General features: G+C 72.8%; 11 protein-coding genes. 3 read left to right on the top strand and 8 right to left on the bottom strand.

Annotated elements, in window-relative coordinates:
* Nucleotides 1-2: 2 nt before the first annotated feature.
* The 8 genes from SH587_RS07860 to thrS form a co-directional block, all read right to left on the bottom strand.
* Nucleotides 3-1,328 carry an MlaD family protein gene (locus tag SH587_RS07860; RefSeq protein ID WP_320670032.1) on the bottom strand — a complete coding sequence of 442 codons (1,326 nt, stop codon included), beginning with the start codon at nt 1,326-1,328 and terminating at the stop codon, nt 3-5.
* A gap of 11 nt (nt 1,329-1,339) precedes the next feature.
* Nucleotides 1,340-2,620, bottom strand: a complete 1,281-nt coding sequence (locus tag SH587_RS07855) for an MlaD family protein (protein WP_320670031.1) — start codon at nt 2,618-2,620, stop codon at nt 1,340-1,342.
* A 37-nt stretch (nt 2,621-2,657) separates the two neighbouring features.
* Nucleotides 2,658-3,512: an ABC transporter permease gene (locus tag SH587_RS07850; RefSeq protein ID WP_320670030.1), complete on the bottom strand. Its 855-nt coding sequence runs from the start codon at nt 3,510-3,512 to the stop codon at nt 2,658-2,660.
* Nucleotides 3,512-4,378: an MlaE family ABC transporter permease gene (locus SH587_RS07845; RefSeq protein WP_320670029.1), complete on the bottom strand. Its 867-nt coding sequence runs from the start codon at nt 4,376-4,378 to the stop codon at nt 3,512-3,514. Before SH587_RS07845 ends, SH587_RS07850 begins: the two co-directional genes overlap by 1 nt.
* Nucleotides 4,379-4,438: 60 nt before the next feature.
* Nucleotides 4,439-5,323: an ABC transporter ATP-binding protein gene (locus tag SH587_RS07840; protein ID WP_320670028.1), complete on the bottom strand. Its 885-nt coding sequence runs from the start codon at nt 5,321-5,323 to the stop codon at nt 4,439-4,441.
* Nucleotides 5,320-5,997, bottom strand: coding sequence for a hypothetical protein (locus SH587_RS07835; protein ID WP_320670027.1), 678 nt, complete (start codon nt 5,995-5,997; stop codon nt 5,320-5,322). The genes SH587_RS07840 and SH587_RS07835 overlap by 4 nt, the downstream gene beginning before the upstream one ends.
* Before the next feature lie 402 nt (nt 5,998-6,399).
* Nucleotides 6,400-7,923, bottom strand: coding sequence for a long-chain-fatty-acid--CoA ligase (locus tag SH587_RS07830; protein ID WP_320670026.1), 1,524 nt, complete (start codon nt 7,921-7,923; stop codon nt 6,400-6,402).
* A gap of 189 nt (nt 7,924-8,112) precedes the next feature.
* Complete coding sequence (thrS, locus tag SH587_RS07825; protein WP_320670025.1) at nt 8,113-10,092, bottom strand: threonine--tRNA ligase; 1,980 nt, start codon at nt 10,090-10,092, stop codon at nt 8,113-8,115.
* A 448-nt stretch (nt 10,093-10,540) separates the two neighbouring features.
* Here thrS and SH587_RS07820 point away from each other — a divergent pair, with 448 nt between their 5' ends.
* The 3 genes from SH587_RS07820 (at nt 10,541) to SH587_RS07810 (ending at nt 13,343) form a co-directional block, all read left to right on the top strand.
* Nucleotides 10,541-11,620, top strand: a complete 1,080-nt coding sequence (locus tag SH587_RS07820; protein ID WP_320670024.1) for an aminotransferase class V-fold PLP-dependent enzyme — start codon at nt 10,541-10,543, stop codon at nt 11,618-11,620.
* A gap of 242 nt (nt 11,621-11,862) precedes the next feature.
* Nucleotides 11,863-12,624 (top strand): SDR family NAD(P)-dependent oxidoreductase, encoded by a 762-nt coding sequence (locus SH587_RS07815; RefSeq protein ID WP_375341741.1) that lies wholly within the window; start codon nt 11,863-11,865, stop codon nt 12,622-12,624.
* Nucleotides 12,621-13,343: an SDR family NAD(P)-dependent oxidoreductase gene (locus SH587_RS07810; RefSeq protein WP_320670022.1), complete on the top strand. Its 723-nt coding sequence runs from the start codon at nt 12,621-12,623 to the stop codon at nt 13,341-13,343. Before SH587_RS07815 ends, SH587_RS07810 begins: the two co-directional genes overlap by 4 nt.
* The last annotated feature ends 110 nt before the right edge of the window (nt 13,344-13,453 follow it).

Genomic DNA, 13,453 nt, shown 5'->3' with positions numbered 1-13,453 from the left:
CATCAGCCGAGGAGGTAGTCGAGGAGCTGGTCGGCGCCGCCGGCAGGCGGAGCGGTCCGCTGCGGGGTCGGCTCCGGGGACTTCGTCACCGGCGCACGGCGGAGCGGCGCGTCCTGGGCGATCGGCGGCGGACCGGTGTCCTGCGGCCGGCCGGGCTGGCCCTTGGTGCCGAGCTTGCCGACCAGGTGCGTGGCCAGCTCCTCGGTCGGGACGGCCTCGGTCCGGAACAGGTGGCCGGCGTTGTCGCGGGTCTGGATCGCGCGGGCCCAGCCCTCCATCACCCGGATCAGCGGGTTGGTCTGGCGGTCGAGCACGACGCTCAGCGGCGCGAAGACGGCCGAGAAGCGCTCCAGCTCGCGGGCCATCGGCTCCAGCCGGGCGACCACCGGGGCGCCCTCGCGGCCGAGCTTGGCCAGCGTCGGCGCCGTCCGGCGGGCCGCGGCCAGCGTCGGCTTGGCGTCGTCGGCGAAGCGCGGCAGGCGGGCCAGCGTGTCGGCCAGCGGGCCGGAGGTCCGCCGCAGCTCGCGCGAGGCCGGCTTCAGCCGCCGCGACGCCTGGCTCAGCTCGACCAGCGTCGTCCGCAGCTGCCGCAGGGTCGAGGGCGCGGTGTCGATCGTGTGCCCCAGGTTCTCGCGGTTGGCGGTGGTGACCTTCAGCGTCCGCTCGGCGACGTCGACCAGCTCGGTGACGTCGTCCTTGCCGCGGGCGAACGAGTCGATCACCCGGTCGCCCTGGCTGGCCAGCGCCTTCAGCCGCTCGGTGTCGGCCGCGAACGAGCCGACCATCCGCTGCGCCTGGTCGAGCGCCGACGGCATCCGGTTCAGCAGCGCGTTGAGGTCGGTGCCGCGACCGTGGAGGCCGACGCCGAACTCGTTGATGATCACGCGCATCCGGCCGCGGGTCGACGGGTCGAGCATGTTCAGGACCTCGTCCAGCTCGACCGGTGCGCCGGTGTCCTTGAGCGCGATCGTGGTGCCCGAGCGGACCGGCTGGCGGAGGTCGCCGGCGTTGAGGTCGACGTACTTCTCGCCGAGCAGGTTGACCGGCCGCGCCTCGGCCGAGGCGCCGCGCCCGATCGGGGCGGCGCCGCCCTTCAGCTTCATCGTGACCATCGCGGTGTCGCGCTTGGTCAGGTCGATCGCGCTGATCTTCCCGCCCGGGACGCCGCCGATCTTGACGTCGCCGTTCTTGCGCAGGCCGGCGCTGTCCTTGAACTCGGCGCGGACGATGTAGCTGTCGTCGTCGCCGCCGGTCAGCACGATCACGGCGACCACGGCCGCCACGACGGCGAGCAGCGCGGCGACGATCCGCCCGGGGTTCCGCTTCATCTGCTCCACCATCAGGGGCGCTCCGGGTCCTTCGTGGGATCCAAGGCGTCCTTCGTGATCCCGCACTGCGGGAGGAAGTACGGCTTGCCGGCGTTGAGGCCCGGCGGGCGCGGCAGCGCGTAGCGCGTGTCGGTCGCCGGGACGCTGGTGATGAACTCCGCGCTCGGCAGCGCCCCGTTGACCGAGGTGATGCCCTCACGCAGGTGGATCCGCCCGTAGTGGGAGGTCGTGTCGTAGTTCTTGGTGAAGCCGCCCCAGGTCGTCAGCATGCCGGCGATCTCCGGCGCGTAGGGCCGGATGCACTCGAGCATCGGCGCCAGCGAGCTGAGCGCCTTGGTCGCCTTCGGCATGAACGGCGAGCCGGTGTCGAGCAGCGAGGTCACCCGCGGGGCGACGTTGCGCGCGGTCACCAGGGTCCGGACCGCGACCGGGGCCACGTCCTCCAGCCGCACCAGCGCCTTGCTGGCGGTCTTGGAGAGCGCGGGCAGCTCGCGGGCGCCCGGGCCGAGGGCCGCGAACAGCCGGTCGACCTTGTCGAGGCTCGAGTCGCTGCGCGCCAGCGTCGACTTGGTGTCGTCGAGGGTCGGCGCGAAGCGGTCGAGCGAGGCCCGGATCTGGGCCGTCCGCTGGCCGAACGCGTCGAAGGTGCTGGCCGCGACGGTGACCAGGTCGCTGACCACCGGCTTGCGGGCCGCGAGGGTCCGCGTCACGCGGTCGCCGTTGGCGATCAGGCCCTTCAGCGCCGTGCCGTCGGCGAGCAGGTCGCCGACCACGTCGCCGGTGGTGTCGATGCCGCCCGGCAGCTGGCGGAAGCCCGCCCGCATCTGGGGCGCGTGGCCGTCGAGCGCGGTCGCCGTGCCCTGCAGCATCGAGCGCAGGCGGCGGCGGGTGTCGGCATCGAGGGTGTCGAAGACCTGGTCGAACTCGACCGGGGTGGTCGTGTGCTTCTCGCTGATGATCCCGCCCTCGGGGATCGCCGGCGCGTCGCGCGGGCCCGGGTAGAGCGAGACCGAGCGGGTGCCGTTGCCGATCGTGGTGCCGAAGCGGATCGCGGCCGTCGTCCCCCGCCGCAGCGGCCAGACGTTCTCGTCCTTGATCCCCAGCTCGACGATCGCCTGACCGTCCTCGTACTCGACCTTCTTGACCTTGCCGACGTCGACGCCGTCGATCTGGACGTCGAGGCCCGGCGCGACCGAGATCGCCGCCGAGAACGACGCCCGGACGCTGTGGGGCTGGGAGCGACCCTGGATCACGACGATCGTCAGCACCACCAGGACGGCAGCGACGATCAACGCCCAGGGGCGGTCCAACACAAGCTTTCGCACGTTTTCAGCCTCCGACGGGCGAGCTCGGATTGAGACCCCAGAACACCATCGTGAAGACCGACCCCACGATGTGCACGATGATCAGGTTGAGGATCATCGACTTGGCCGTGGCCGTGCCGACCCCGACCGGGCCTCCGCGGGCGGTGTACCCGTAGTACATGGCCACCAGCACGATCAACGTGCCCATCACCATGATCTTGATCTCGGAGTAGAGGATGTCCTGGGGTTGCATGAACGCCCAATGGACCCCCTCCCACCCGCCTTGGGAGACCTCCTTGATCTGGCTGACGATGATGATGTAGTCGGCCAGGTTGTGGAAGGCCAGCGCGACCAGGTAGATGAACGGGAACGCCAGCCAGGCCGCGACCAGGCGGGTGGCGACGACGTAGCGCATCGGGTTCAGGCCGAGCGACTCCATCGCGTCGAACTCGTTGTTGATCCGCATCGATCCGAGCTCGGCGACGAGGCCGCATCCGACCTTGGCGCTGATGATGTACCCCCACATGTAGGGACCCATCTCGCGCACGCCGCACCAGGCGGTGAACACGCCCGAGTAGGCGGAGGCGCCGTAGCCGCGAAGCACGTAGTTGGCCTCGGTGCCGCACTCCATGCCCATCACGAACTGCATCAGGCAGACGACGGCCATCGAGCCGGTGATCAGGATCCCGGCCTGGCGCAGGATCTCCGACGTGTAGCGGAAGACCCCGCGCAGCTCGAGGAAGGCGCGGCCGGCGAAGGACGCCATCGCCCCCGCCTCGTTGAGGGCCCCGCGGACGGGACCGGCCAGGCCCTCCCCGAACCGCTTGGCCGCGGTCGGGCGGCGGACGACCGCCCCTTCGGCAACGGATGGAGCGTGCATCAGTGGAGGTTCCCGGTCTCGGGGAACGCGGCCAGCATCGTGGTCGTGAAGAGGAAGTTGAACGCCCAGATCGCCACGAACGAGATGACGACCGCTTGGTTCACCGCCCTGCCCACGCCCTCGGCGCCACCCTTGACGTGCATCCCCTTGTAGCAACAGACGACGGCGATGATGAACCCGAAGAGGCTGGTCTTGACGACGCTGCCTATGAGGTCCGGCATCGTGAAGTTCGACGTGAAGGTCGACAGGTAGCCGGCGGTCGTGTCACCGAAGACGACGACCGCGGCGATCCACCCGCCGAGCACGCCGAAGACGATCGCGACCAGGTTCATCAGCGCGGTCACGATGCCGAGGGCCAGGAACCGCGGGACGACGATCGTGCGGACCGGGTCGAGCCCGAGCACGGCCAGCGCGTCCAGCTCCTGGCGGACCTTGCGGGCCCCGAGGTCGGCGCAGATCGCGGTGCCGCCGACGCCGGCGATCACCATCCCGTTGATCCAGGGCGCGAACTCGCGCACCGACGCCATCACGAAGAAAGCGCCGAGCCGGTCGACGGTGCCGAAGATGTAGGTGATGTTGCCGCCCTGGAGGCCCGGCGCGCCGAGCCCGAAGAACGTGGTCGACACCATCACCGGGATCGCGCAGCGGCGGATGATCAGCCACGCCTGCTCGATGAACTCGTCGGTCCACGAGAACGGTGGCGTGACCGTGGCGACGGTCGAGCGCGCCGTCAGGATGATCATCCCGGCGATCTGCTCGAGCAGTGCGAACGGCCCCGACGTCGACGACGGGCCCTTGCGCTTCGGGGGCGCGGGCGCGGTCGGCGCGTCGGGGATCGCGGGCGGACGCAGGACTCCGGCTTCCATCAGCGGACCTCCCCCGTGTGCGGGGCGATGACGGTCGCGACGGCCGAGGCCGCGCGCGGGCTACTCCATGCCAAGGGGACCCTCCGGCGCTCCGGCGAGGAACTGGCGGACGAACGGGTTCGGCGAGTCGAACATGTCGTCGCGATCCCCCGACTGCACGATCCGGCCCTTCCAGAGGACCGCGATGTACTCCCCGATCCGGCGCGCCGACGCGATGTCGTGGGTGATCACCACGTAGGTGCCGCCGTTCTCGGCGTGGACCTTCTCGATCAGCTGGCAGAGCAGCGCGGTGCGGACCGGGTCGAGGCCCGAGTCCGGCTCGTCGAACATGACGATCTGCGGGTCGAGCACCAGCGCGCGGGCGAAGCCGGCGCGCTTGCGCATGCCGCCCGACAGCTCCGAGGGCATCCGCAGCTCGGCGCCGTTCGTCAGGCCGACCTCCTGCAGGCGGCCCATGACGATGTCCTTGATCTGCTTCTCGTTGAAGTCGGTGTGCTGCCGCAGCGGGAAGGCGACGTTGTCGTAGACCGACATCGAGCCGAAGAGCGCACCGTCCTGGAACAGGATCCCGAACTTGCGCCGCATCTCCAGCAGCTGCTTCATCGTCATGTTCGGCACCGACTCGCCGTGCACGAGGATGTCGCCCTGGTCGGGGAACATCAGGCCGATCAGGTGGCTCAGCAGCACCGACTTGCCGGTGCCGGAGGGGCCGAGGACGACGGTGATCATCCCCTCGGGAATGCCGACGTTGAGCCCGTTCATGACCCGGTTGGAGCCGAACGCCTTGTAGAGGTCGATGCACTCGATCGACCAGAAGTCGCCTGGCCGGTCCTCGGGGACGTGCATCGCCCCCTGGTGGAGGTCGTAGCCGGCGGCGCGATCCAGCAGCGCCGCGGTCTCCGGGGAGGCGGCGCCGGCGGCCGGCACCTCGATCTCGCTGCTCACGCCAGGTCCTCGTTCGAAACGTCATGGGCGGTGCCGACCGCCGCCGGCGGCCGCGCGATCGCCTGCACCACCGGCAGCACCCAGAGGAAGGGCCGGATCGTGCCCGAGTAGGGCGCGCGGCCGGCCGCGATCGCCATCGCCATCCGCAGCCGGCCCTCGGCCAGCCGCTCCAGGTCGGCGGTGCCCAGTCCCAGCTCGGTCTCGGCGCCGGGGGCGTCGTCGAGCACCTCGAGGCCGCCGCGCATGTCGAGCACGATCGCCTCGCCGTCCAGGTCGAGCGCCCGCAGCCGCACCCGCAGGCCGGCCCGGCCGACCCGCTCGGCGATGGTCGGGTCGGTCATCGCCTTCTCGAACAGGTCGACGACGGCGTCCCACGCGGCGCGCGCGGAGGCGTCAGCGGCGGGCCGCGGGTCGCGGCGCTCGGTGCTCCCGATCGGGTCGTGCACGGTGTCCTCTGGCTCGTGGTCCTGCTCCGGCGCCGCGGGCGCGGCGACGGCCTCGAAGGTGGTGGTCGGGGCGGCGTCGGCCGGCGGGTCGGCGGGACGCTCGCCGTCCTCGGCCCAGGCCTCGGACGCCCACAGCTCGCGCTCCTGGTCGGCGTCCGGCTCGCTGGCCGCGCCGCGGTTGCCGAACAGCGAGCGGAACCGCGAGCCGCTGGTCTCGGTCGTCCTCATGCGTGGCTCCCCTCCACGAACGCCGCCGACCGCGGGAGGGCGCCGGACGGCGTCCGCGCCGGCACCGGCCGTCGCAGGTCCGCACCATGGTTCCCACGCATCGCGCGCGCAGCGCTGCTGCCCATCCGCCCCTCCTCCTCGGTCGTACGACAGGGCATGACGAACCTATCCCCGGCGTTTCGGAGCGTCCTGTCGTCGGGAGCCATGACCTTTCGGGCGTCGTGTGCCCGCGACACACCATCCGTCCAGTACCCGTGACCGGCGCCCCCGTGCGTGCTAGCCGGACCGGGGTTTCGGAGCGAAACCCCAGTGTCCGAGCGGGATCCCGCGTCTCCGAAGCGGCGAGCCTCGGGCGAAGTGGACAGCGCACGCTGCGCTGTCCACGGCCGGCGGCGGCGCGCCTCAGGCGGCGGCGGTCGGTGCCGGCAGCACGATCTCGCGCTTGAGGATCTTGCCGGTCGGGCCCTTCGGCAGGGCGTCGGTCTCGACCACCACCCGCGGGTACTTGTAGGCCGCGATCCGCTGCTTGACGTGCTCGCGGAGGGCGTCGGCGTCGAAGGTCGCGCCCGGCTTGACCGCGACCACGGCGGCGACCTCCTCCCCCAGCTCGTCGTGCGGGATCCCGACCACGGCCGCCTCGAGCACCGACGGGTGCTCGTAGAGGACCTCCTCGACCTCGCGCGGGTAGACGTTGTAGCCGCCGCGGATGATCAGGTCCTTCTTGCGGTCGACGATGAAGAAGTAGCCGTCCTCGTCGACGTGGCCGAGGTCGCCGGTCGAGAACCAGCCGAACTCGTCGATCGCCTCGGCGGTCGCCTCCGGCCGGCCCAGGTAGCCGCTGGTCACGTTGTGGCCGCGGATCTGGATCTCCCCCACCTCGCCGGTCGCCAGCGGCGTGCCGGCCGGGTCGACGATCCGCATCTGGACGCCGGTGATCGGGGTCCCGATCGAGCCCGGCTTGCTCGGCCGGTCGGGGTGGTTGAAGGACGCGCCCGGCGAGGTCTCCGAGAGCCCGTAGCCCTCGAGCACCGTGCAGCCGAACCGCTGCTGGAAGCCGCTCAGGACCTCGACCGGGATCGGGGCCCCGCCGCTCATGCAGACCCGCAGCGAGGCCAGCCGCTCGGGCCGCGCGTCGGGGGCGTTGAGCAGCGCGTTGAACATCGTCGGCACCGCCGGCAGCACCGTGACGCCGTCGCGCTCCATCACCTTGAGCGCCCGCTCGGGCGTGAAGCGGGGCAGCAGCGTCAGCGCCGCGCCGCTCTGGATCGCCGCCCCCATCCCGACCACCTGGCCGAACGAGTGGAAGAGCGGCAGCGCCCCGAAGACGACGTCCTCGCAGCTCTCCGTCAGCAGCTCGGTGGCGATGATGTGGGCGTTCCAGGCCAGGTTCGACTGCGTCAGGACCGCGCCCTTCGGGGTCCCGGTCGTGCCGCTGGTGTAGAGGACCACCGCCGGGTCGTCGGCGGCGCGGGCGACGACCTCGCGCAGCGGCGTGGCGGCGGCCAGCGCCAGCGACAGCTCGTCGGGCCCGGCCGGATCGCCGCCGACCGTCCACGACGCCGTCAGCCGCACGTCGGCGGCGGGGTCGGGCGCCTCGGACCCGGCCGGGTGGACGAAGCCGCGGGCCCCGGAGTCGGCCAGGAAGTAGCCGATCTCGCGCGCGCGGAGCAGCGGGTTCATCGGGATCACCACCGCGCCAGCGCGCAGGATCCCCCAGTAGGCGATCACGAACTCGGGCAGGTTCGGCAGCATCACGGCGACCGCGTCGCCGGGCGCGATCCCGCGCTCGCGCAGCAGCGTCGCCATCCGGCCGGCGGCGTCGTCCAGCTCGGCGTAGGTCAGCGTGCGGTCGTCGAGCCGGACGGCGACGCGATCGGGATGGGCGATGGCGCTGCGGGTGAGCAGCGCGGCGTACGAGAGACCCACGGTGACGCTCCTGTGGCGAGGCGGACAGCGGGTCCGCCGCGGCCCGCCGCGCCGTGACCCACGACCCGATCGACGCTATCCCGTGAGCGGCGACGCGCCATCGACCGACCGGCGGAACTTCCTCTGCCCTTCGGCCGATCTGCGGGGTGCCCGGCCCGGGGCGGGCCGGGCCGGGCCGGGCGGCGCGGCTCAGTCGAGCGCGCGCTCGCGCAGCTTGGCGCTCAGCGCCGCCGCGATCTCGGCCACCGGCGCGGCCTCGTCCTCGGTCCCGCCGTGGTGGCGCAGGGTCAGCACGTCGTCGTCGGCCTCGCGGTCGCCGATCACCGCCATCAGCGGCACCTTGGCGATCTCGGTCTCGCGGATCTTGCGGCCGACGGTCTCGGTCCGGTCGTCGATCGTCACCCGCAGGCCGCCGGCCTTGAGGTCGGCGGCGATCCGGTGGGCGGCGTCGGCGTGGCGGTCGGAGACGGTCAGCAGCGCCAGGTGGACCGGCTGCAGCCAGAAGGGCAGCTCGCCGCCGGTGTGCTCCAGCAGGATCCCGATGAACCGCTCGTAGGAGCCCAGCAGCGCCCGGTGGAGGACGACCGGCCGGTGCTCGGCGTTGTCGGCGCCGGTGTAGGTGAGGTCGAAGCGCTCGGGCGCCTGGTAGTCGATCTGGACGGTGCCGAGCTGCCACGAGCGGCCGAGCGAGTCGTGGAACTGGATGTCGATCTTCGGCCCGTAGAAGGCGCCGTCGCCCTCGTGGACCACGTAGTCCAGCTGGTTGGCCTCGAGCGCGGTCCGCAGGTCGCCCTCGGCCCGGTCCCACATCTCGTCGCTGCCGAGCCGGTTCTCGGGCCGGGTCGAGAGCTCGTAGGTGAAGTCCTGCTCCGAGAACCCGAACAGCGCGTAGGTGTCCTGGGCGAACCGCAGGCAGGCGGTGACCTCGTCCTGGATCTGGTCCTCGGTGACGAACAGATGGGCGTCGTCCTGGCAGAACTGGCGCACGCGCAGCAGGCCGTGGAGCGCGCCCGACAGCTCGTTGCGGTGCAGCAGGCCGGGCTCGCTGAAGCGGACGGGCAGGTCGCGGTAGCTCCAGCGGGTCTGGCGGTAGAGCTCGTAGTGGCCCGGGCAGTTCATCGGCTTGAAGCCCATGTTCGGCTCGATCACCTCGCCGGCCTCGGCCGCGGAGGCGACGTCGCCGGTGGCGGTCAGGAACATGTCGTCGCGGTACTTGTCCCAGTGGCCGGAGGTCTTCCACAGCGAGCTGTCGAAGAGCTGCGGGGTCTTGACCTCGGTGTAGCCGCGCGGCTCGCCCATCTCGCGGCTGAGGCCGACGAGGTCGTTGAAGATCCGGGTCCCGGCGGGGGTCCAGAAGGCGGATCCGGGCGCGGCCTCGCTGAAGTGGTAGAGGCCCAGCTCCTTGCCGAGCTTGCGGTGGTCGCGCTGACGGGCCAGCTCCAGCCGCTCCAGGTGGGCGTCGAGGTCCTTCTTCTTGAAGAAGGCGGTGCCGTAGATCCGGACCAGCTGCTGGCGGTTGGCGTCACCGCGCCAGTAGGCCCCGGCCAGCGACTGCAGCTTGAAGGCGCCGATCCGCTTGGTGGTCGGGGCGTGCGGGCCGCGGCAGAGGTCGGTGAAGGGCCCGTTCGTGTAGAGCGAGACGGTCTCGACGGGGGCGTCGGCCGGCGCGTTCTTCACCAGGTCCTCGATCAGCTCGACCTTGTAGGGCTGGTCCTCGGCCCGGAACCGCTCCAGCGCCTCGGCGACGGTCACGTCCTGGCGCACGAACGGCTCGTCGGCGGCGACGTGCTCGGCCATCTTGGCCTCGATCGCGGCGAAGTCGCCGTCGTTCAGCACGACGCCGTCGGGGAACTCGAAGTCGTAGTAGAAGCCGTGCTCGATCGGCGGCCCGATCGCGATCTTGGTGCCGGGATAGAGGTCGAGGATCGCGGCCGCCAGCACGTGCGCGGTGTCGTGCCGGATCAGCTCCAGCGCCTCGTCGGAGCGGTCGGTGACGATCCCGATCGTGGCGCCCTCGGGCAGCGGCCGGCCGAGATCGCGCTGCTCCCCGTCGACCACGATCGCCAGCGCGGCCCGCGCCAGTCCGGGCCCGATCGCGGCGGCGGCGTCCGCCCCCGTGGCCCCGTCCTGGAGGTCGAGGGCCTTGCCGTCGGGAAGCGTCACCTGCATAGCCGGGCCAAGGGTATGCGAGCGCCGCCCGCCGTGCAGGGCGGGTGGACGTTCGGGGACCGGGTTCGTGTCTGGGTCGGTGAGCCGCGCCGCCGGGGTCACCGTCGGGGCCGGGGTGTGGGCGGCGCGGCAAAGGGGAGGCGAACGTCACACGCCCAGGCACTCCTCGCTGCCGTGCGACATTGCCCACCGCCGGCGACGGTGAACGTCACACGGCGCCGGCGGGCTGGTGGGCATGTGACGTTCGCCCCTCCCGACGAGCACCACGTGCCCAGGCCACGCCCGGAACCGGGGTGGGGCGGTTCACGCTCGCCCAACGAGCACGACGCGCCCCGCCCCAGCCCGCGAACCGCACTGGGGCGTACGACGCTCGTGCCCCCACCACCGCCCGCCACCGACCTGCTGAGCCCCAACCGACCCCCGCCCCCCGCCTTCGTATGCTCGCCCGATGGACCCCGCCCAGCTGCGCGCCGAGTTCCCCGTCCTGCGCGACGTGGCCTACCTGAACGCCGGCTCGTGCGGGCCGCTGCCGCGGGCCGCGTCGGCCGCCGCCGCGGGGGTCGTCCACCAGGCCGAGCAGCACGGCCGCACCGCCGACCACTTCGTCGCCACCCGCCACACGCAGGACGCCCGCCGCCAGCGCTACGCCGCGCTGGTCGGCGCCGAGCCCGAGGACGTCGCCCTCACCACCGCCGCCTCGGAGGGGATCGTGCGGGTGCTGCTGGGGCTGGAGTGGCACGCGGGCGACGAGATCGTGACCGCCGAGGAGGAGCACCCGGGACTGCTCGGGCCGCTCGCCGCCCTCGCCCGCCGCCACGAGCTGCTGATCCGCTCGGTCCCGCTGGAGCGGATCGTCGAGGCGGTCGACGAGCGGACCCGGCTGGTCGCCTGCTCGCACGTCCGCTGGACCGACGGCACCCCCGCGCCCGCCGGCCTCGCGGCGCTGCGGGGCGAGGTGCCGGTGCTGCTCGACGGCGCCCAGGGCGCGGGCGCGATCGCCACCGACGTCACCGCCCTCGGCTGCGCGTTCTACGCCGCCGCCGGCCAGAAGTGGCTCTGCGGCCCGATCGGCAGCGGCTTCCTGTGGATCGACCCCGCCTGGCAGCCGCGCCTGCGCGCCGTCGGCCCCACCTACCTGAACCTGGCCGAGCCGGCCGCCGGCCTCGACGCCCGCCCCTGGCCCGACGCCCGCGCCCACGACGCGACCGCCCTTTCCGGCGAGGCCTCCGCCGCCGCCCTCGCCGCGTTCGACGTCCTCGACGAGCACGGCTGGCCCGAGCTCCACGCCCGCGCCGCCACGCTCGCCGACCGGCTCGCCGTCGCCCTCGCCGAGCGCGGCCGGACCGTCGCCCCGCGCGGCGCCACCACCCTCGTCGCCTGGAGCGAGCCCGACCCGGCGGCGACCGTCGCCCGGCTGGCCGCCGCCGGGGTCGTCGTCCGCGACCTGCCCGGCAGCGACCGGGTCCGCGCCTCGGTCGGCGGCTGGAACGACGAGCGCGACCTGGATCGCCTGCTCAGCGCCCTCTGACGACCCCCGCCGCGCCCCCGGCGGGGGCCCGTGTGTCCGCACCACACCGGCCGGCGCGACGCGTGGCGCGGAGCCCCAGCGGCCGCCCGGCGCCCCCCGGATAGCGTCGGCCTACCGGGCCGTCGACTGCGCACGCCCGGGTCCTGTCAGCACGAGGAGGAGGAAGCAGCAATGGTCCATCCGCACGTCCCCCGTGCGCGCGCCGCCGAGCGCCCGCACCGTCCCGGGAGGCGGCGCACGTGATCTCCGACCTGACCGGCAAGCGCGCGGTGATCACCGGCGCCGCGGCCGGACTGGGCAAGGCGACCGCCGAGCTGTTCATCGCCCAGGGCGCCAAGGTCGTCGTCTCCGATCGCGACGGCGACGGTGCCGCCGCGACCGCCGCGGCGCTGGGCGAGAACGCCGTCGCCAACACGGCCGACGTCACCGTCCAGGCCGACGTCGAAGGCGCCGTCGCGGCCGCCGTCGAGGCCTTCGGTGGCCTCGACGTGATGGTCAACAACGCCGGCATCGAGATCGGCAAGCCGATCACCGAGACCGAGCTCGACGAGTTCGAGCAGCTGATGAAGATCAACGTCTCGGGCGTCTTCCTCGGCATCAAGGCGGCGGTGCCCGCGCTGGCCCAGGCCGGCGGCGGGTCGATCGTCAACATGGCCTCGGTGGCCGGGATCGGCGGCGCGCCGCTGCTCGGCGCCTACTGCGCGTCGAAGGGCGCCGTGGTCCGCCTGACCGAGGTCGCCGCGATCGAGCTGAAGGCGGCCGGGATCCGCGTCAACGCGGTCTGCCCCGCCTTCATCGACACGGCGATGGTCGACCGCCTGGTCTCGCCCTTCGAGGCCGCGGTCGGGATGCCTTTCGGCGAGGTGCTGAAGGCCAAGCAGGGCCGGATCGGCACCCCCGAGGAGGTCGCCGAGATGGTCGCCTTCCTCGCCTCCGACGACTCGTCGTTCACGACCGGGTCGCAGTACGTCCTCGACGGTGGATTGGTGGCTGGTCTCCTGTGAGTGGTGAGCTGGAAGGACGGGTCGCGCTGGTCACCGGCGCCGCCCAGGGCCTCGGCGCGGCGGTCTCCGACGCGCTCGCCGGCGAGGGAGCGACGGTCGTCCGGACCGACATCCAGGGCGGCGACATCACCCTCGACGTCCGCGACGAGGGTGCTGTCAAGCAGGTGATGGCCGACGTCGCCGAGCAGCACGGTCGGCTCGACATCGTGGTCGCCAACGCCGGCGTCGCGTTCGTCAAGCCGCTGACCGAGGTCTCGCTCGACGACTGGCGGGGCCTGATGTCGATCAACCTCGACGGGGTCTTCGTGACCGCCCGCGAGGCGGCCCGCCAGATGGCGGCCCGCGGCGGCGGCTCGATCATCAACATGGCGTCGATCACCGGCCTCCGCGGGTCGCCGCTGATCGGGACCTACGCGGCCGCCAAGGCCGGCGTGATCTCGCTCTCGAAGACCCTGGCCCTCGAGCTGCGCGACCACGGGGTGCGGGTGAACGCCGTCTGCCCCGGCTTCATCGACACCCAGATGGTCAGCGATCACGCCGACGAGCTGAGCGCGGCGATCGGGATGCCGGTCGAGCAGGTGATCGACGCGAAGCAGGGCCGGATGGGCACCGCCGACGAGGTCGCCCGCCTGGTCCTGTTCCTGGCCTCGGACCGGAGCCGGTTCTCCACCGCCGAAGCGTTCGTGCTCGACGGCGGATCGACCGGCGCGCTGGTCTGAGGGGCCACCGCCCGGGGGCCTGAGGGCCGATCCGGGCGTGGTCCCGCCGTCGCCGGCCCGGGGCGACTCCTCCTCCCCGCCCCGGGCCGGCGGCGCGTACTGCGCCGCCG

This window comes from Patulibacter defluvii, from assembly GCF_034096925.1.
Taxonomy (GTDB): Bacteria; Actinomycetota; Thermoleophilia; order Solirubrobacterales; family Solirubrobacteraceae; genus Patulibacter; species Patulibacter defluvii.
This window is presented reverse-complemented; position numbering and strand designations above follow the sequence as displayed.